Origin of the sequence: Massilia sp. Bi118, from assembly GCF_918697865.1 — a bacterium.
Taxonomy (GTDB): domain Bacteria; phylum Pseudomonadota; class Gammaproteobacteria; order Burkholderiales; family Burkholderiaceae_D; genus Telluria.
The window spans coordinates 210352-228094 of record NZ_CAKKMV010000003.1 but is presented as its reverse complement, the minus strand read 5'-3'; the positions used below and the strand labels follow the sequence as shown (position 1 = coordinate 228094).

At 64.6% G+C, this 17743-nt stretch carries 20 protein-coding genes; 16 read left to right on the top strand and 4 right to left on the bottom strand.

From position 1 onward, the window contains the following. Window positions 1-77 precede the first annotated feature (77 nt). The 3 genes from LQV39_RS05725 to LQV39_RS05715 are packed head-to-tail and all read right to left on the bottom strand — an operon-like array spanning window position 78 to window position 1856. On the bottom strand, window positions 78-992 hold the full coding sequence (locus LQV39_RS05725) for a YgcG family protein (protein ID WP_230021090.1): 915 nt from the start codon (window positions 990-992) through the stop codon (window positions 78-80). 21 nt (window positions 993-1013) lie between these two features. Beyond that, window positions 1014-1250 carry an NINE protein gene (locus LQV39_RS05720; RefSeq protein ID WP_230021086.1) on the bottom strand — a complete coding sequence of 79 codons (237 nt, stop codon included), beginning with the start codon at window positions 1248-1250 and terminating at the stop codon, window positions 1014-1016. A 45-nt stretch (window positions 1251-1295) separates the two neighbouring features. Then, window positions 1296-1856, bottom strand: a complete 561-nt coding sequence (locus tag LQV39_RS05715) for a hypothetical protein (protein WP_230021084.1) — start codon at window positions 1854-1856, stop codon at window positions 1296-1298. Window positions 1857-2264: 408 nt separating this feature from the next. Between LQV39_RS05715 and udk the strand changes: the two genes are divergently transcribed. Further along, window positions 2265-2906 (top strand): uridine kinase, encoded by a 642-nt coding sequence (gene udk, locus LQV39_RS05710; RefSeq protein ID WP_230021082.1) that lies wholly within the window; start codon window positions 2265-2267, stop codon window positions 2904-2906. A gap of 13 nt (window positions 2907-2919) precedes the next feature. Here the strand turns inward: udk and fnr are convergent, their stop codons facing one another. Then, window positions 2920-3690: a fumarate/nitrate reduction transcriptional regulator Fnr gene (gene fnr / locus LQV39_RS05705; RefSeq protein WP_230021080.1), complete on the bottom strand. Its 771-nt coding sequence runs from the start codon at window positions 3688-3690 to the stop codon at window positions 2920-2922. 198 nt (window positions 3691-3888) lie between these two features. On the opposite strand from fnr, the gene LQV39_RS05700 reads away from it, so the two are divergent. The 15 genes from LQV39_RS05700 (at window position 3889) to LQV39_RS05630 (ending at window position 17680) form a co-directional block, all read left to right on the top strand. Next, on the top strand, window positions 3889-5316 hold the full coding sequence (locus tag LQV39_RS05700) for a cytochrome ubiquinol oxidase subunit I (RefSeq protein ID WP_230021079.1): 1428 nt from the start codon (window positions 3889-3891) through the stop codon (window positions 5314-5316). A gap of 2 nt (window positions 5317-5318) precedes the next feature. Then, window positions 5319-6326: a cytochrome d ubiquinol oxidase subunit II gene (cydB, locus tag LQV39_RS05695; RefSeq protein WP_230021077.1), complete on the top strand. Its 1008-nt coding sequence runs from the start codon at window positions 5319-5321 to the stop codon at window positions 6324-6326. Then, window positions 6326-6448 (top strand): DUF2474 family protein, encoded by a 123-nt coding sequence (locus LQV39_RS05690; RefSeq protein WP_230021076.1) that lies wholly within the window; start codon window positions 6326-6328, stop codon window positions 6446-6448. The genes cydB and LQV39_RS05690 overlap by 1 nt, the downstream gene beginning before the upstream one ends. Before the next feature lie 78 nt (window positions 6449-6526). After that, window positions 6527-7198, top strand: coding sequence for a molecular chaperone (locus LQV39_RS05685; RefSeq protein WP_230021075.1), 672 nt, complete (start codon window positions 6527-6529; stop codon window positions 7196-7198). A gap of 8 nt (window positions 7199-7206) precedes the next feature. After that, window positions 7207-7416, top strand: coding sequence for a formate dehydrogenase (locus LQV39_RS05680; RefSeq protein ID WP_230021074.1), 210 nt, complete (start codon window positions 7207-7209; stop codon window positions 7414-7416). 21 nt (window positions 7417-7437) lie between these two features. Continuing rightward, window positions 7438-10266, top strand: coding sequence for a formate dehydrogenase subunit alpha (locus LQV39_RS05675; protein ID WP_230021073.1), 2829 nt, complete (start codon window positions 7438-7440; stop codon window positions 10264-10266). A 57-nt stretch (window positions 10267-10323) separates the two neighbouring features. Then, window positions 10324-10995, top strand: a complete 672-nt coding sequence (gene fdh3B / locus LQV39_RS05670; RefSeq protein WP_230021072.1) for a formate dehydrogenase FDH3 subunit beta — start codon at window positions 10324-10326, stop codon at window positions 10993-10995. Next, window positions 10992-11204 carry a hypothetical protein gene (locus tag LQV39_RS05665; protein WP_230021071.1) on the top strand — a complete coding sequence of 71 codons (213 nt, stop codon included), beginning with the start codon at window positions 10992-10994 and terminating at the stop codon, window positions 11202-11204. Before fdh3B ends, LQV39_RS05665 begins: the two co-directional genes overlap by 4 nt. A gap of 10 nt (window positions 11205-11214) precedes the next feature. Further along, window positions 11215-12300: a formate dehydrogenase subunit gamma gene (locus LQV39_RS05660; RefSeq protein WP_230021069.1), complete on the top strand. Its 1086-nt coding sequence runs from the start codon at window positions 11215-11217 to the stop codon at window positions 12298-12300. Continuing rightward, window positions 12297-12746, top strand: coding sequence for a hypothetical protein (locus LQV39_RS05655; RefSeq protein WP_230021067.1), 450 nt, complete (start codon window positions 12297-12299; stop codon window positions 12744-12746). The genes LQV39_RS05660 and LQV39_RS05655 overlap by 4 nt, the downstream gene beginning before the upstream one ends. An 18-nt stretch (window positions 12747-12764) precedes the next feature. Then, window positions 12765-13322 carry a hypothetical protein gene (locus tag LQV39_RS05650; protein WP_230021066.1) on the top strand — a complete coding sequence of 186 codons (558 nt, stop codon included), beginning with the start codon at window positions 12765-12767 and terminating at the stop codon, window positions 13320-13322. 13 nt (window positions 13323-13335) lie between these two features. After that, the gene (locus LQV39_RS05645) at window positions 13336-13776 is read left to right on the top strand and encodes a DUF3305 domain-containing protein (protein WP_230021065.1); all 441 of its coding nucleotides are present in this window, start codon (window positions 13336-13338) and stop codon (window positions 13774-13776) included. A gap of 7 nt (window positions 13777-13783) precedes the next feature. Further along, window positions 13784-14272 carry a DUF3306 domain-containing protein gene (locus LQV39_RS05640; RefSeq protein WP_230021064.1) on the top strand — a complete coding sequence of 163 codons (489 nt, stop codon included), beginning with the start codon at window positions 13784-13786 and terminating at the stop codon, window positions 14270-14272. Then, on the top strand, window positions 14269-15945 hold the full coding sequence (locus tag LQV39_RS05635) for a 4Fe-4S binding protein (protein ID WP_230021063.1): 1677 nt from the start codon (window positions 14269-14271) through the stop codon (window positions 15943-15945). The genes LQV39_RS05640 and LQV39_RS05635 overlap by 4 nt, the downstream gene beginning before the upstream one ends. A 58-nt stretch (window positions 15946-16003) precedes the next feature. After that, a complete protein-coding gene (locus tag LQV39_RS05630; RefSeq protein WP_230021062.1) occupies window positions 16004-17680 on the top strand; it encodes an AMP-binding protein in 1677 nt (558 codons plus the stop codon). Window positions 17681-17743: the final 63 nt, after the last annotated feature.

The following is a 17743-nucleotide window of genomic DNA, read 5'->3' as shown; positions in this document are numbered from 1 at the left end:
TGAAAAGAGCCCACGAATTTGCGTTCGTGGGCTCTTTTCTCTTTAATTCAAGCCTGTGGGTGCTTGAAGCCGTGCTGCTATTGCGGCAGCGGCTGTGATGCATTCTGCGTGACAGGGCTATCCTTTTCGTCCAGGGCAGCGACAATTGCTCTCACGCCGGCGCCCAGACCTTCTCCGAACTCATGCCTGGAGAACTTCGGCGCCAGGACATTCCGCATGATTTCTAAGGATTTCTCCTCAGTCAAGGCCGATGCCAGTCCGCTGCCAACGGAAATCCGGATCCGCTTCAGGTCGCGAGGATTTTCAGCGGCAACTACGAGCAGAACGCCGTCATTGACATTTTTCCGCCCCAGGCCCCAAGCGTTCGCAACACGGAGACTGTACTCGTCTATATGTTCAGGAAATGTTGACTTTACCAACAGAACCGCAACCTGATGCCGCGACCGCGCTTCATAATCCGTTAGCAAGGCTTCAAGTTCCGAAACCTGGGTGGCATTCAGCATGTCGATCGAATCGTTGACGTGTGCGCTGAAATGAGGAACTGGCGCCACCGAAGCAGCCTGCACCGTTACTTCTTTTACCGGCGCGGTAGAGGTTGCGACCGGCGCAGGAGGCGCGGCGACGACGGCTGCCTCCTTCCGTTGGGCGCTCGGATGGGTGAGAATGAAACCAATCGCACCCACCGCTGTAAATGTAAGCGTACCGACCAATAGGCCGACACCCCAACGCGACCATTTTTTCTGAACCCGGTCAAACTCTTCGACGCTTTCCCACTCGCGTGCCTTCCAGGCCAGTTCGCGGCCTTTGAATCCGAGCCAGAGCGCGACAAGCGGGCCAACGTAGGGAATTACCACCAACAGACCAATCCAGGTTCGATTCCCGATAGCCCAAATCCAGTTCAGGAGGAACGGGCCCCAACTCCAGCCTTTGACGCCTTCTGGAACCTCGTTTCTGTTCCAGCCGACACTGGCGATATTCAATTCGGTATTCATGCTAAAGATGCGCCGATATGGTTATTGCGGAGCAAGGCTTATGCTGTGTTTTTCCATCCATTCCGCCGGCTTGGCCCTGTAGTAACCAAAAGCGTCGAACAGCGCAACGAGGCCGGGTATTCCGGTTATAAAAAAGACCAGGAAAATAAAGCCGCCTTTGCGGCCACCCAGGTAAAACCGGTGTATGCCGAGGCCACCGATAAGGAGCGCCAGTAAAATTGCAGTCTTTTTTGAAGGGAGCTTTTTCGAGTGATTCATTTTGTGTATCCGGGCTAAAGGCATTAGTTTGTAAGCTTCGAAGGCTCAGCCCTCGACAAAGTTGAGGGAATCCAGGCGCTGCTTGACGCGATCCATATATTCGATTCCGAGAATGACGCTTTCGGCATTGCCGGTACTTTTCTGGATGACCACATAAGCGGCGTACTCATCGCGCTTTTTTATCTCTTTGCCGCCCACATAATAGGTGCAGGTCGCCGTGAACTTCGCGAGGACCGCCGGTTCAGGTTTTGCATACTCATAAGCGGCTGTGCCGCGGCTGATCACATCCAGTTTTGTATCCGTGACCGTTTCGCAAATACCTTTTCCGGTCGAGGCCAGGAGGTAATTCGTGATGACTTCTTCCACTCGACTATCGGTGGTGCCGTTGCCTGAGGAAGCAAGCAGATAGATGCCCATCCATCCGAATGCCATCCATCGCACTGCTTTGCTGTATCCATTTCTCAAGGTAAACCACGCAGCCAGCACCGGAATAAAAATGATTGCCAGGATCAACAATATTGAGGGCTTGCGGTGCGGAATGGCGCCATTTTCTCCAAATGCAGGTGCATCGGCGCTCGCAACTGGAGTAGAAGTTGAGGTGTTCATAAGAAAATATTAGTGGAAATTTATAAAAATGAAGAACAGCAAGCAGGCTCTTCTTTATAGAGATACGAATTGTCGCATGGCAATAATTTTCTCCGGTAGGAAGGCGCTTGTTTTTTTATTTGATGTTGTTCCGGAACCTCGATATATTTACAACGTTGTCGTTTAATATCGGATGGCATATTTGTCTGCCGTTGCTCGAACTGGCGGGGATAAATCGGGGAGCTGAAAAGGCGCCCGCAAGCCCGACTGAAGTGGTTAATGGATTGATTTTCGATAACAATGAACGCGTCTTTGACAGACACAGGGATCCTGGGGCCCGGACCGTCAAGCGCTCGCGGGAACGCCGTATGCTCCGTCCCGGTCTGCCGCCCCCTGTCAGTTCCGCCGCCGCTCCGGTATCATTCGGGGATGAATCAGAATCCCTTCCAACCCTTCGTCATTGGCGTTGCCGGCGGCAGCGGCAGCGGCAAATCCACGGTGACCCAGCAGGTGCTGGCGTCCTTCGGCGCCGAGATGGTGTCGGTCGTGATGCAGGACGACTACTACAACGACCAGTCCGAACTCACCCCCGAAGTCCGCCGCAAGCAAAATTACGACCACCCGGACGCCTTCGACTGGCCGCTGATGGTGCAGCACGTTCGCGCCTTGCGCAATGGCGAAACGATCGCCATGCCGGAGTACGACTTCACGATCGACAACCGTTCCAGCAAGACCATTCCGGTCAAGCCGGCCCCGGTCATCGTGATCGAAGGCCTGTTTGCCCTCTACGATGCGGACTTGCGCAAGATGATGTCGCTGAAGATCTTCGTCGATACCGCCCCGGACGTGCGCTTCATCCGCCGCATGCAGCGGGATATCGCCGAGCGCGGCCGCACGACGGAGAGCATCGTCAACCAGTACCTGGAAACGGTGCGTCCGATGCACAAGCAGTTCATCGAACCGACCAAGCGCCACGCCGATGTCATCCTGCCGCACGGCGCGAATGGTCCGGCCGTCGACGTGATCACCACCAAGGTGGCCAGCGTCATCGGCAAACTTGGGCAGCCCTAGTTTACAGCCCTGATCAGGCCATCGGGCTGCACTGCTCGGTGCCGGCCGCCATCGCTTTCAGGCGCGCCGGGTCGAGCAGGGTGACCTCGCGCTTGTCGATCGTCAGCAAGCCCATTTTCTTGAAGCGCGACAGCAGGCGGCTGATGCTCTCGATCGTCAGGCCCAGGTAGTTGCCGATGTCTTCGCGCGACATGCGCAGCGCGAACTGGGTGGGCGAGTAGCCGCGCGCGGCGTAGCGGGCCGATTTGTTGACCAGGAAGACCGCGAAGCGCTGTTCCGCCCGCATATTGCCGAGCAGCAGCATGGCGTTCTGCTCGCGCGTGATCTCGCTGCTCATCATGCGGTGGAAGTGGCGCAGCAGCGTCGGCACCTGGCCGAACAGCTCTTCCAGGTTGCCGAAGGGGATCTCGCAGACTTCGCTGTCCTCGAGCGCGACCGCATCGCAGTGGTGGCGTTCGCTGCTGATCGCGTCCATGCCCAGCAGTTCGCCGGCCATCTGGAAGCCCGTGATCTGGGTTTCGCCGGCGGCGTTCACCTGGTAAGTCTTGAAATGCCCGAAGCGCACCGCGTACAGGTTGCGGAAGGGATCGCCCTTGCGGTACAGGTGCTCGTCGCGCGCCACGCGGCGGCGGCGGCCGATGATCTTGTCGAGGCGGTCGATGTCCGCATCCTCGAGGCCCATCGGCAGGCAAAGCTGGTGCATGCTGCAGGCCGCGCAGCTGGCCTTCAGGGTTTGCACATTCAGCGGTTTGTCGTCATTGGGGAAGCTGATGGCCTGGATCATCGGTCGGTGAAGGCGGATGGCTGTCAATATCCGTGATTATACGGTCGCTGTTCAAGGACCGGGCGGCTTGCCGGCGGAACAGTTGAACGTCTGTTCACATGATGTCGCATTTTGACCGCAGGCCAGCCTTGCCACCCTGGCAATCGTGCGCACCCCGGCGCGTGCTAGATTCTGCACACAACAATAAGGGGAGCTCACATGTTCGGCTTGGCGGCGTTGGACCTGGCGCGCCTGCAGTTCGCGTTCACGATGTCCTTCCACATCCTGTTTCCCGCGATCACCATCGGCCTGGCCAGCTACCTGGCCGTGCTGGAGCTGTGCTGGCTGAAGACCAGGCGCCAGGTCTTCGTCGACCTGTACCAGTTCTGGCTGCGGATCTTCGCCGTGACCTTCGGCATGGGCGTGGTCTCCGGCATCGTGATGGCTTACCAGTTCGGCACCAACTGGAGCTATTTTTCCGAATACGCCGGCGCCATCACCGGGCCGCTGCTGGCCTACGAGGTGCTGACAGCCTTCTTCCTGGAAGCCGGCTTCCTGGGCGTGATGCTGTTCGGCTGGACCAAGGTCGGGCCCGGGCTGCACTTCCTTGCCACCTGCATGGTTGCGCTCGGCACCCTGATCTCCGCCACCTGGATTCTCGGCTCGAACAGCTGGATGCAGACGCCGCAGGGCTACGCCATCGTCGAGGGGCGCATGGTGCCGGTCGACTGGCTCAGGATCATCTTCAACCCGTCCTTCCCCTACCGGCTGGTGCACATGTCGATCGCCGCTTTCCTGTCGACGGCGCTGTTCGTGGGCGCGTCGGCCGCCTGGCACCTGTTGAAAGGGCGGAGCAACGCCGCGGTGCGCACCATGCTGTCGATGGCGATGTGGATGGTGCTGATCGTCGCGCCGATCCAGGCCGTGGTCGGGGACATGCACGGCCTGAACACCTTGCAGCACCAGCCGGCCAAGATCGCTGCGCTCGAGGGACACTGGGAGAACGAAGGCGACAAGCCCTTGCCGCTGCTGCTGTTCGGCATTCCCTCCATGAAGGACGAGGAAACCAAATTCGCACTTGGCATACCGCGCGTCGGCAGCTGGATCCTGACCCACAGCTGGGGCGGCCAGATCAAGGGCCTCAAGGAATTTCCGAAGGATGAGCGGCCCAACTCCCTGATCCTGTTCTGGAGCTTCCGCGCGATGGTCGGCCTGGGCCTCCTGATGATTGCGCTGGGCGCCTGGAGCCTGTGGCTGCGCTTCAAAAAGCGCCTCTACGACAGCCGCGGCTTTTTGAAAATGGCGCTATGGATGGGGCCGGCGGGCCTGCTGGCGGTGCTGGCCGGCTGGATCACCACCGAGGTCGGGCGCCAGCCCTGGATCGTCTACGGCGTGCTGCGCACGACCGACGGCGCCTCGAAGATTTCCGCCGGGCCGCTGGCGCTGTCGCTGGCGCTGTTCGTGGTCGCCTACCTGTTCGTATTCGGCGTCGGCATCGCCTATGTGCTGCGGCTGGTGCGCAAGGGCCCGCAAGCCTTCGACACCACGCGTGCGGCCCAGGGCGGGCCGGGCAGGGGACGCACGCCGGCGCGGCCCCTGTCGGTGCCGGAAGCCGAGGCCTCGGCCAACGAAGACAACATGACGTGACTATGGACATCGACATCACCGCGGTCTGGGCCGGCATCATCTTCTTCTCCGTCTTCATGTACGTGGTGCTGGACGGCTTCGACCTCGGCATCGGCATGCTCTATCCCTTCGTTCCGGCCAAACGGGACCGCGATACGATGATGAATTCGGTGGCGCCGATCTGGGACGGCAACGAGACCTGGCTGGTGCTGGGCGGCGAGGGCCTGCTGGCGGCCTTCCCGGTGGCCTACGCGGTGATCCTGCCCGGCCTCTACCTGCCGCTGATCTTCATGCTGCTCGGCCTGATCTTCCGCGGCGTCGCCTTCGAATTCCGCTTCAAGGCCAACGACCGCGAACGGCCCATCTGGGACCTGGCCTTCATCGGCGGGTCGATGACGGCGGCCTTCTTCCAGGGCGTGTCGCTGGGCGCCTTCCTTTCCGGGATCCCGGTGTCGGGGCGCAGCTATGCGGGCGGGCCGCTGGACTGGTTCGCGCCTTTCCCGCTGGCGGCCGGCTGCGGGGTCATGATCGCCTATGCGCTGCTAGGCGCGACCTGGCTGGTGATGAAGACCGGCGGCGAGCTGCACGAACGCATGCGGAAGCTGGCGCGGCCCTTCACCTGGCTGCTGCTGGCGGCCATCGCCGTCGTCAGCGTGTGGACCCCGCTGTCCCAGCACCAGGTGGCCGAGCGCTGGTTCAGCTTTCCGAACCTGCTGATCCTGTCGCCGGTGCCGCTGCTGGTGGCCGCTTCCCTGGTCTGGCTGCTGTGGTCGCTGAAGCGCAATCCGTCCTGGCAGCCCTTCGCCGCCGCGCTGGCGCTGGTGCTGCTGGGCTTTACGGGCATGGCGATCAGCATCTGGCCGCACATCGTCCCGCCCTTCATCACGATCTGGGAAGCGGCCGCACCGCCTGCCACCCAGAGCTTCGCCCTGGTCGGCACGCTGATCGTGCTGCCCCTGATCCTGGCCTATACGGGCTGGGCCTATTACGTGTTTCGCGGCAAGGTGATCGATACCGAGGGCTACCACTGATGAACACGCTCTGGATGCGCAGGCTGGGCTGGATGCTGGGTCTCTGGCTGCTCGGGGTGGCGGCGCTGGCGGGCGTCGCCTGGCTGTTGCGGGTGCTCATGCATGCGGCCGGCATGAAGTAGAAGCTTCAACCGTGCGCGCCTCTTGGGTTACGTAGGACTACACTTTCAGTGCAGATTTGCTAACGGGAGAACCGCTCAGTGCCACAGGAGAACACGTCCTTACAAACGATCGCCTTGCCCTTGTCCGATGAGGACCAGGCGCGGGCCGACTTTTACGCGCTGATCGCACGCCTGATGCTGGCGCCGCCGAACGCCGGCCTGCTCAAGGCCCTGGCCGACGCCGACCCGGTCCACGCCGATGGCCTCGCCGAAGCGGGGCAGGCTCTCGAAGACGCCTGGCTGAAACTGAGCCAGGCCGCCAGCGTGATGGATGCGGCGGCCGTCGCCGATGAATTCTCGGCCCTCTTCATCAGCACCGGCAATCCGCTGCTGAATCCCTACGGCTCCTTCTACGTGGCGGGCCACCTGAACGACGTGCCGCTGGCCGAACTGCGCCAGGACCTGGGCCGCCTGGGCATCGCGCGGGCGCGCGGCGTCGGCGAGTTCGAGGACCACCTGGGCGCCCTGTGCGAGACCATGCGCGTGCTGATTTCCGGCGCGCCGGGCATCGCGCGCCAGCCGCTCGAAGAACAGCAGCACCTCTTCACGGCCCATATCCAGCCCTGGTACGCAGCCTGCCTGCTTGACATCGCCGCCGCGGAGCCGGCCAATTTCTACCGGGTGGTGGCGGCCTTCGTGGGCGCCTTCCTCGGGGTCGAGGCCCTTGCGTTTGCAATGTGGCAGCCGGCCGATTCAACCATTGCCGCATGAGGAACATCATGGCCAAGAACGAACAGACTCCCGACCCCGCCCGCCGCAGCCTGCTGAAGGCGGCGCCGCTGGGCGCCCTGGCCGTGGTGGCCGCCCGCGCCAGCGCCGCCGAGACGGCGCCGCCGCCCGCGCCCGTTCCGGAAGAAGCCGCCAAGCCCAAGGGCTACCACGAGACCGAACACATCCGCCGTTACTACGCGACGGCCGCCTACTGGTAATCAGAGCAAAGAGGAACAACCATGACCCTGGTGAAGACTTCGCGCGACAACGGCCTGAAACGTCGCAAATTCCTGGTCGGCGCCGGCGTCACGGCCGGCGCCGCGGCAGTCGCGCGCCACCTGCCGCTGAACGTGATCGAGCCGGCCAGCGCGGCCGACCCGGCGCCGGGCGCGAATACGGCGCCGAAAACCGAGATCAAGCACACCGTCTGCAGCCACTGCTCGGTCGGTTGCTCAGTGGAGGCGGTGGTCAGCAACGGGGTCTGGGTGCGCCAGGAAGCGGCCTTCGATTCGCCCATCAACATGGGCGCCCACTGCGCCAAGGGCGCCTCGGTGCGCGAGCACGGTTTCGGCGAGCACCGCCTGCGCTATCCGATGAAGCTCGTGAACGGCAAGTACGAGCGCATCTCCTGGGACCAGGCGATCAACGAAATCGGCGACAAGCTGCTGGCGCTGCGCCAGAAGTCCGGCCCGGACGCGCTGATGCTGATCGGCAGCTCCAAGCACAACAACGAGCAGTCCTACCTGCTGCGCAAATGGATTTCCTTCTGGGGCAGCAACAACTGCGACCACCAGGCGCGCATCTGCCACTCGACCACGGTGGCGGGCGTGGCCCAGACCTTCGGCTACGGCGCAATGACGAACTCCTTCAACGACCTGCACTACAGCAAGGCCGTGATGTTCATCGGTTCGAATCCGGCCGAGGCCCACCCGATCTCGATGCTGCACTTCCTGCACGCCAAGGAGCTGGGCGCCAAGATGATCGTGATCGATCCGCGGTTCACGCGCACCGCGCGCTTCGCCCACCACTATGTGCGGGTCCGGCCCGGCACCGACATCCCGCTGGTGTGGGGCATTCTCTGGCACATCTTCGAGAACGGCTGGGAAGACAAGGAATACATTGCCGCCCGCACCAACGGCATGGACGACGTTCGCAAGGAAGTCGCGAAATGGACCCCGGACAAGGTCACCGACGTTACCGGGGTGCCGGAATCCGCGGTGCGGATGGCGGCCGAGATGCTGGCCAAGAACAAGCCATCCTCGGTGGTCTGGTGCATGGGTATCACCCAGCACCACGTCGGCACCGCCAATGTGCGCGCCCTGTGCATCCTGCAGCTGGCGCTGGGGAATATCGGCGTGCCGGGCGGCGGCGCCAACATCTACCGCGGCCACGACAACGTGCAGGGCGCCACCGACGTCGGCCCGAACGGCGAATCGCTGCCGGGCTACTACGGCATCGCGGAGGGCGCGTGGAAGCACTTCGCCAACGTCTGGGGCGTCGACTACGAGTGGATCAAGTCGCGCTTCGGCTCCAAGGAACTGATGGAGAAGCCGGGCATCACGGTCTCGCGCTGGTTTGACGCCGTCAATGAAGAGAACCAGTACGTCGACCAGCCGAGCAACCTGCGCGCCGTGATCTACTGGGGCCACGCGCCGAACAGCCAGACCCGCCTGCCGGACATGAAGGCGGCCATGCAGAAGCTCGACATGCTGGTCGTGATCGACCCTTATCCGAGCATGACGGCGTCCATGCACGGGCGCCAGGACGGTGTCTACCTGCTGCCGGCGGCTTCGCAGTTCGAGACCCAGGGCTCGGTGACGGCCTCGAACCGCTCGATCCAGTGGCGCGAGCGTGTGATCCAGCCCCTGTTCGAGTGCAAGACCGACCACGAGATCATGTACCTGTTCGCGAAAAAGTTCGGCTTCGCGGAACAGCTGTGCAAGAACATCAAGGTGGTCAACAACGAGCCGGTGATCGAGGACATCCTCCGCGAAATCAACCGCTCCTGCTGGACCATCGGCTATACGGGCTGCTCGCCGGAGCGCCTCAAGCTGCACATGGAGAACAAGCACACCTTCAATCCGACCACCATGCGCGCCGACGACGGCCCGTGCAAGGGCGACTATTACGGCTTGCCGTGGCCGTGCTGGGGCACGCCGGAGATGAAGCACCCGGGCACGCCCATCCTGTACGACATCCACAAATCGGTGGCCGAGGGCGGCCTGCCGTTCCGCGCCAACTGGGGCGTCGAGCACAACGGCGAGAGCCTGCTGGCGGCCGACGGCTCGACCAACAAGGACAGCGAACTGGACGTCGGCTATCCGGAATTCGACCACGTGTTCATGAAAAAGCTGGGCTGGTGGGCCGACCTCACGCCGGAAGAGCAGGCTGCCGCCGAGGGCAAGAACTGGAAGACCGACCTTTCGGGCGGCATCATCCGGGTGGTCATCGCCCACGGCTGTGCACCCTGGGGCAATGCGCGAGCGCGCTGCAATGTCTGGAACTTCCCGGACCCGGTGCCGACCCACCGCGAGCCGATCATGTCGCCGCGGCGCGACCTGGTGGCCAAGTACCCGACCTACGACGACAAGGCCGCCTTCTGGCGCCTGCCGACGCTGTACAAATCGGTGCAGCAGGTCGACTTCTCGAAGGACTATCCGCTCATCATGACCTCCGGCCGCCTGGTCGAATTCGAAGGCGGCGGCGAGGAGACCCGTTCGAATCCCTGGCTGGCCGAGCTGCAGCAGAACATGTTCTGCGAGGTGAACCCCGAGGACGCGGCCCAGATCGGCGTCAAGCTGGGCGATTTCATCTGGGTCCAGACCCCGACCGGGGCCAACCTCAAGATGATGGCGATGGTGACCCAGCGCGTGCCCCAGGGCCTGGTGTGGATGCCTTTCCACTTCGGCGGCTGGTGGATGGGCGAGGACCTGGAAAAGCATTATCCGGAAGGCGGCGCCCCGGCCGTGCGCGGCGAGGCCGTCAACACCGGCTGGACCTACGGCTATGACGCCGTGACGATGATGCAGGAAACCAAAGTGTCGATGTGCCGCCTGGTGCGCGCTTGACCGTCGTCCCCGCGCAGGCGGGGACCCAAGTTTTGGGAGAATGAAATGGCCGCAAGGATGAAATTTATTTGCGACACGGAGCGCTGCATCGACTGCAACGGCTGCGTGACGGCCTGCAAGAACGAGAACGAGACGCCCTGGGGCGTGAACCGGCGCCGCGTGGTGACCATCAACGACGGCGTTCCCGGCGAGCGTTCGATCTCGATGGCCTGCATGCACTGCACCGACGCGCCCTGCCTGGCGGTGTGTCCGGTCAACTGCATCTACCACACCGAGGATGGCATCGTGCTGCACTCGAAGGACCAGTGCATCGGCTGCGGCTACTGCTACTACGCCTGTCCCTTCGGCGCCCCGCAGTTCCCGGAAACCGGCCTGTTCAACCACCGCGGCAAGATGGACAAGTGCACCTTCTGCGCCGGCGGCCCCGAACCGGACACCTCCGAAGCCGAATTCAAGAAGTATGGCCGCAACCGTATCGCCGAGGGCAAGCTGCCGGCCTGCGCCGAGATGTGCGGCACCAAGGCCCTGGTCGCCGGTGACGCCGGCCTGATCGCCGACATCTACCGCCAGCGCGTCGAGACCCGCGGCTACGGCCCGGAACTGTGGGGCTGGAAGATCGCCTACGGCAAACCGAAGCGTGGCGGCGAGATCAAGGCCACCGGCAACGGGCCGCGCGAGAACCAGAACCTGAAGGATTCCCAGAACGACGAGGGGAGGCTGCCGACATGAAGCGACTCATCCTGATGCTGATTCCACTGGCGCTGCTGGCCGGCTGCCTCGAGGTCGACCAGCACCCGCACTGGGTCAAGGGCCAGTACGCGGGCAAGAAGGACGACCTGCCGTTCCAGACCTACTTCCACCACGACCGGCTGTCCTGGTGGGGCACGATCAGCAACCGCAACCAGCACCAGAACGAATACAACCGGGCCAATCCCTGAGGAGCCGAGCATGCGAGCTTTCTTCCTGTGTATTCTCATGGCGCTGAGCCTGTCCCCGGCCTGGGCCGGCGTGCCCAACAACCGCGCGCAGCCGGCCTATGCCGAAGAGCAGACCATCCTGCAGGCCGAGCACGACGCGCGCGCGCCGGAGCCGGGCCTGGCCTCGAAGGATTCCGGCCGCGTGCACATCGACCGCCATTACCTCGGCCAGTACGGCAATAAAGAGGGCACCGTCATCGTCCAGCGCGGCGGCAACGAATGGCGGGTGCTGCGCAACGGCCCGCTGGCGACCCTGTCCGGCGTCATCCTCGTGCTGGCGCTGCTGGCCGTGTTCCTGGTCGCCAAGGTGGTCGGCAAGATCAAGGCCGACGAGCCGGACACGGGGCGGCGCATCCGCCGCTTCACGGACTGGGAGCGCCACATCCACTGGGCCACCGCCATCAGCTTCATCATCCTGGCCGTGACCGGGCTGGTGATCCTGTTCGGCAAGAAGCTGCTGATCCCGCTGCTCGGGCACGACATCTTCGCCTTCATCGCCTACGTCTTCAAATACCTGCACAATTTCATCGGTCCGCTGTTCATCGTGTGCTCGGTGCTGATGTTCTTTACCTTTCTGCGGCGGAATTTCTTCAGGCGCATCGACTGGCTGTGGTTCCGCAAGGCGGGGGGCATGCTGACCCATGAGCACGTGCCGGCCGGCTTCTTCAACGCCGGCGAGAAGAGCTGGTTCTGGTTCGGGGTGACCCTGCTGGGACTGGTGATGTCGATCAGCGGCCTGATCCTGGATTTCATCGCCTTCGGCCAGACCCGCTACGTGCTGCAGGTCGCCAATTACCTGCACCTGATCGGCGCCACCTTGTATATTGCCGCCGCCATGGGCCACATCTACATCGGCACCTGGGGCACCCCGGGCGCCTATCACGCGATGCGCCACGGCGACGTCGACGAAGCCTGGGCCCGTGCCCACCACGGCGTCTGGCTCGACGAAGTGAAGGCGGGCGTGCCGGTCGGCACCTTCGACAAGCGCGCGCCCCCTCCCGACCATCCGCCCGCGGGCGGGGCGCCGGACAATGTGCCGCCGGGAGTACGCCCATGAAAGCATCAGTTTTTCTTATGCATGCAGGCGCCGCGGCGCTGCTCCTGAGCGCGGCCGGCTGCAGCAAGCACGGCGACCAATCCATGCGCGAGACCAAGTACCCGGGCATGGTCACGGCCGGCGGCGGCACCAGCGGCCAGGTGATGGCGCGTAACGGCGGACCGAAGACCGACGCGACTTATGCGGGCGGCACCCCCGGCATCGCCGGCGGCGCGGGCGGCAACACCGCGGGCGCGGGCACCGGCGGCAGTACGCGCGAAACCGGGCAGGGGCCGAGCAGCGGCGTCTCGACGCCGTCCAGCGGCACGGCGGCGCAGACCGGCGCCACCGAAAAGCCATCCGGCGACAGCGGCAACAACCCGGTGAAGCCCGACGCCACGCCGGCGCCGCAGCCGGCCGCCGCCCACCGCGACCCGGGCGCGAACAGCGCGGCGCCGGGCCGCTGACGGCAGGAGACTGAAGCCATGAGAACGCATCGAACATTCAAGACGCACAGTGGGCGGCACCCAGCGCTGAAGGCGGCCTTGCTGATTGCAGGCCTGCTGATCGCCAGCGTCGCCTGGGCGGCGCTGCCGCCGCCGACCCCGGCCCAGCAGCAGGCTGCGGCCGCCAAGAAGGCCAAGGCGGACGAACAGGCCGCCAAGGACAAGCTGAGCCTGGCCGCAACCATGGATGCGGTCACCGCCCACTATCGGGCGCGCGCGGCCAAGGAAGGCTGGAAGACCCATCCGGCGGTGGCGGTGGTAGCCGCGGCGCCGGCTGCCGGGGCCGCGGCCGTCACCGCGGCCGGGCCCGCGGCCGTCACCGCGGCCGGGCCCGCCAGCCCGCCGCCCGCGGGGTCTCAGGGCGCCGGCAACACGACGCCCGCCGGCCAGGCTGGCGTCGATCCGGCGGTCAAGAGCGAGAAGCTGGGCACGGCGCCACCGAGCGAAGACGTCAAGAAATTCCAGACCAGGGCCCAGCCGAAAAACGCCGAGCCGACGGTCCAGAAAGGCACGCCGACCGACGTGAGCAAGAAGTGAACAGGAACATGCGATGAAAATGGGCAGCATGCCGATCGCGGTGCTGATGCAGCGCCGCAGTGTCAAGCACATCTGGGCGGACGAGGCCTGGGAAGCGGTGGGCGTCGTGCCCGACCGCGGCAATTTGCCGCCTGTACAGGTGCTGAGCCAGTCGCCAGAGCGCGACTATTACCTGGTTTCGGGCCTGGAGCTGGAGCTGTATTCGGACGACAACGAAGGCTATTTCGAGAACGTGATGTCGCCGGAATCCAAGGTATTCGTGCTGTGGCGCATGGAGGACGGCCGGGCGATGCCGGTGCGGGCCTCGGTCAGCTACGTCGAAGGCACCCGCATGTTCGACAACGGCGAAAACGCCGACGGCGTGACCATGCCGGCCGATATCTACGCCTGGGTGGCCGGCTACCTGCGCGAGCACTACCAGCCCAAGCCGCGTCGCGGCCGGCAGCACGGATAAGGACAGCATGGCCGACGAAGGTTTCCTGCGCCGCTGGGCGCGCCGCAAGAGCGAGGTTCGGGAAGGGCGCGAGCCCGAGCCGGCGCCGGTGGCCGAGGCGCCCCTGGATGCCGCCGGGTTTGCAGCGCCGGCTGCGGTGCCCGTGCAGGCGCCGCTGGAAGGCGCCGCCGAGGCGCAGCCTTTGCCGGCCGAGCACACGCTGCCAACCATGGACGATGTCGCCGCGCTGGATGCCGATTCCGACTTCTCGGGCTTCGTTGCCCGCGGCGTCGACCAGGCCGTGCGCCGCAGCGCGCTCAAGAAACTGTTTGCCGACCCGCATTTCAAGGTGATGGACAGGCTGGACGTCTACATCGACGACTACACCAAGGCCAGCCCCATGTCCGAGGCGATGCTGGCCTCGCTGAACCATGCGAAAAGCGCGTTCATGAAGATGGTCGAGGACGAACCTGCAGAACCACAACCAGAACAACCACCTGAACAAGAGACACAATGAATATCCGTTTCATCGAAGGGCAGGGCGCCGATCCCGCCCAGGAGGCCAGGAATCTGCTGGCCCGGGTCGCCGCCGTCGCCGCCCTCGGCACCATCGAACCGCCCGAGGCGCTCGACACCGTCGGCTATCATTCGACCGGCCGCACCCTGGTCATCGGCAGCAGCGCGCAGGCGCTGCCCTGGGCCGACCGCCTGGCCGGCGGCCTGAACGTGACCGTGCTGCTGCTGGACGAAGAAGCGCATGAGGAAAAGCGGCCGCCGCTGCGCATTTACCCGGTCTTCAATGCGCGCGCCGTCGTGCTGAGCGGCTGGCTGGGCGCGTTCCAGGCCACCTGGCAGGCGCCGGGTCGCGCGCCCGAGCATGGCAAGTTCGACCTGGTGCTGGACCTCGGCGCCGCGCCGCAGATCGCCACCCATCAGCGTCCGCACGGCTATGTCTTCCCCGGTCCCGACGAAGCCGAACGCACGCAAGCCGTCGAGCAGCTGCTGGACATGGTCGGCGAATTCGAGAAGCCGAAGTATTTCGCCTATAAAGAGCGCTTGTGTGCGCACAGCCGCAACCAGCTGGTCGGCTGCAATGCCTGCGTCGAAATCTGCTCGGCCGGCGCCATCGAAGGCGCGGGCGACCTGATCAAGGTGAACCCCTATCTGTGCGCCGGCTGCGGCGCTTGCACCACGGTCTGCCCGACCGGCGCCATCTCCTATGCTTATCCATCGGCCAGCCACACGGGCGGGCGCATCAAGACCGTGCTGCAGGCCTATGCGGAGGCCGGCGGCCAGGAACCGGTCCTGCTGCTGCACGGTCTGGAAGGCGCGGCGCTGCTGGCCCAGCTGGGGGATGCCGTCCCCGGCCGCCTGCTGCCGCTCGGCCTGCACCACACGGCCTCCACCGGCATCGACGTCTGGCTAAGCGCGCTGGCCTATGGCGCGGCCGGGGTCACCGTGCTCATGACCGAGGCCGAAGCGCCTCAGTACGCGGCTGCGCTGGGCCAGCAGATGGAGATCGCCCAGGCCATCCTCGACGGGCTTGGCTATGCCGGTCCGCACCTGCAGCTGCTGCGCGCCAGCAGTCCGGACGAGCTGACGGTGGCGCTGCAGCACGCGCCGCGCGGCCAGGCGCCGGCCCAGCGTGCCGGCTTCAACATCGCAGCCGATAAACGCAACACGCTCGACTACGCGCTGGATCACCTGGTGAAGTACGCCCCGACCAAGGTGGCGGAGATCCCACTGCCGCCGGGCGCCCCTTTTGGCACGCTGGCGGTGGACAGCGCCGCCTGCAGCTTGTGCATGTCCTGCGTCGGCGCTTGCCCGAGCTCCGCGCTGATGGACGGCCAGAACGCGCCCCAGCTGCGCTTCGTCGAGAAGAACTGCGTGCAGTGCGGCCTGTGCGCGACCACTTGTCCGGAAGACGCGATCCGCCTGGCGCCGCGGATGAACCTCACGGAGACGCGCAAGCAGACAGTGGTGCTGAACGAAACCCAGCCCTTCCACTGCATCCGCTGCAGCAAGCCCTTCGGCACCTTGAAGATGGTCGAAACCATGCTGGCGCGCCTGGCCTCCCACCCGGCCTTCGCCGGCAACCTCGACCGCATGCGCATGTGCGGCGACTGCCGCGTGATCGACATGATGAGGCCGAAGGACGAGGTCAACATCGGCGAGATAAAACGTCTGTAACCCTGCCGTCAGCAAGCCATGGCAAAATGTTCGCAATAGAACATAAAAGGAGACGACCATGGCCCAGACGCCCTACGAGCGCTTCATCCAGGCGCGCGACTTCCTGCAGCAGCACCGCCTTGACTACGACACCGCCTACCGCGACTACCGCGCCCCGGAACTCGACGAGTTCAACTGGGCGCTGGACTTCTTCGACGTCCAGGCTCGCGATAACCAGACCCCGGCCCTATGGGTGGTCGAGGAAGACGGCAGCGAGCGCAAGATCAGCTACGCCGACATGGCGGCCAGATCGAGCCAGGTCGCGAACTGGCTGCGCGACCAGGGCGTCCGCCGCGGCGACCGCGTGCTGCTCATGCTGCCGAATCGCGTCGAGCTGTGGGAAATCATGCTGGCCGGGATCAAGCTGGGCGCGGTGCTGGTGCCGACCACGATGCTGGTCTCGCCGGCCGACCTCGAAGACCGCCTGCAGCGCGGCCATATCCGCCACGTGATCGCGCAATCCTCGGAAGCGCACAAGTTCGAGACCCTGCCAGGCGACTATACCCGCATCGCGGTCGGCGGCGCGGCCGAGGGCTGGACCGGATTCACCGACAGCGGCAAAGCGGACCGGCAGTTCACGCCGGATGGCTCTACGCGCGCCACCGATCCGCTGCTGCTCTATTTCACCTCCGGCACGACCGCCAAGCCCAAACTTGTGCTGCACAGCCAGCAGAGCTACCCGGTCGGCCACCTGTCGACCATGTACTGGATCGGCCTGAAGCAGGGCGACGTCCACTGGAACATCAGCTCGCCCGGCTGGGCCAAGCATGCCTGGAGTTGCTTCTTTGCGCCCTGGAATGCCGGCGCCACCATCTTCGTCTACAACTACGAACGCTTCTCGGCGCGCGCCTGCCTGGACGTGATCTGCCGCTGCGGCGTCACCTCGCTGTGCGCGCCGCCCACCGTGTGGCGCATGATGATCAAGGAAGACCTGACGGCCTGGCGCCCGCCGCTGCGCGAGCTGGTCGGCGCCGGCGAACCGCTGAACCCGGAAGTCATCGAACAGGTCGAGCGCGCCTGGGGCATCCGCATCCGCGACGGCTTCGGCCAGTCGGAGACGACCTGCCAGATCGGCAATCCGCCCGGCCAGCTGGTCAAGCCGGGCTCGATGGGCCGCCCGCTGCCGGGCTACCAGGTGACCCTGCTCGACATCGACGAACAGCCGGCGCAAGAGGGCGAGATCGCGCTGGTGCTGGCGCCGTCACCGTTGGGCCTGATGCTGTGCTACGAAGGCGACGAGGCCAAGACCGCCGACGTCATGCGCGGCGGGCACTACCATACCGGCGACACCGCGACCGTCGACGAAGACGGCTACTACTTCTACGTTGGCCGCAACGACGACGTGTTCAAGTCCTCCGACTACCGCATCAGCCCCTTCGAACTGGAGAGCGTGCTGATCGAGCATCCGGACGTGCTGGAAGCGGCCATCGTGCCCAGCCCCGATCCGCTGCGCCTGTCGGTGCCCAAGGCTTTCATCACCTTGCGGCCGGGCGTGGAGCCGACCCGCGAGCTGGCCGGGGCCATCTTTGCCTTTGCGCGCGAGCGGCTGTCGGCGTACAAGCGGATTCGCCGACTGGAATTCACTGAGCTGCCGAAGACGATCTCGGGCAAGATCCGGCGGGTCGAGTTGCGCAAGGCCGAGCAGGCGGGTGGGCGTGAGGGGACGGAGTTCCGCGAGGAGGATTTCGCCGGCTGAGGAATAAGGGTGACAAAGAGTGTAATTTTGCAAACTCCGATGTGCTAAGGTGCTTGCGTACCG

Coding starts and splice junctions, on each gene's coding strand:
- LQV39_RS05665 (WP_230021071.1), top strand. CDS start 10,992: ATGAAGCGACTCATCCTGATGCTGATTCCACTGGCGCTGCTGGCCGGC.
- fdh3B (WP_230021072.1), top strand. CDS start 10,324: ATGAAATTTATTTGCGACACGGAGCGCTGCATCGACTGCAACGGCTGC.
- udk (WP_230021082.1), top strand. CDS start 2,265: ATGAATCAGAATCCCTTCCAACCCTTCGTCATTGGCGTTGCCGGCGGC.
- LQV39_RS05650 (WP_230021066.1), top strand. CDS start 12,765: ATGAGAACGCATCGAACATTCAAGACGCACAGTGGGCGGCACCCAGCG.
- LQV39_RS05675 (WP_230021073.1), top strand. CDS start 7,438: ATGACCCTGGTGAAGACTTCGCGCGACAACGGCCTGAAACGTCGCAAA.
- fnr (WP_230021080.1), bottom strand. CDS start 3,690: ATGATCCAGGCCATCAGCTTCCCCAATGACGACAAACCGCTGAATGTG.
- LQV39_RS05700 (WP_230021079.1), top strand. CDS start 3,889: ATGTTCGGCTTGGCGGCGTTGGACCTGGCGCGCCTGCAGTTCGCGTTC.
- LQV39_RS05720 (WP_230021086.1), bottom strand. CDS start 1,250: ATGAATCACTCGAAAAAGCTCCCTTCAAAAAAGACTGCAATTTTACTG.
- cydB (WP_230021077.1), top strand. CDS start 5,319: ATGGACATCGACATCACCGCGGTCTGGGCCGGCATCATCTTCTTCTCC.
- LQV39_RS05645 (WP_230021065.1), top strand. CDS start 13,336: ATGAAAATGGGCAGCATGCCGATCGCGGTGCTGATGCAGCGCCGCAGT.
- LQV39_RS05640 (WP_230021064.1), top strand. CDS start 13,784: ATGGCCGACGAAGGTTTCCTGCGCCGCTGGGCGCGCCGCAAGAGCGAG.
- LQV39_RS05660 (WP_230021069.1), top strand. CDS start 11,215: ATGCGAGCTTTCTTCCTGTGTATTCTCATGGCGCTGAGCCTGTCCCCG.
- LQV39_RS05690 (WP_230021076.1), top strand. CDS start 6,326: ATGAACACGCTCTGGATGCGCAGGCTGGGCTGGATGCTGGGTCTCTGG.
- LQV39_RS05630 (WP_230021062.1), top strand. CDS start 16,004: ATGGCCCAGACGCCCTACGAGCGCTTCATCCAGGCGCGCGACTTCCTG.
- LQV39_RS05655 (WP_230021067.1), top strand. CDS start 12,297: ATGAAAGCATCAGTTTTTCTTATGCATGCAGGCGCCGCGGCGCTGCTC.
- LQV39_RS05680 (WP_230021074.1), top strand. CDS start 7,207: ATGGCCAAGAACGAACAGACTCCCGACCCCGCCCGCCGCAGCCTGCTG.
- LQV39_RS05635 (WP_230021063.1), top strand. CDS start 14,269: ATGAATATCCGTTTCATCGAAGGGCAGGGCGCCGATCCCGCCCAGGAG.
- LQV39_RS05715 (WP_230021084.1), bottom strand. CDS start 1,856: ATGAACACCTCAACTTCTACTCCAGTTGCGAGCGCCGATGCACCTGCA.
- LQV39_RS05725 (WP_230021090.1), bottom strand. CDS start 992: ATGAATACCGAATTGAATATCGCCAGTGTCGGCTGGAACAGAAACGAG.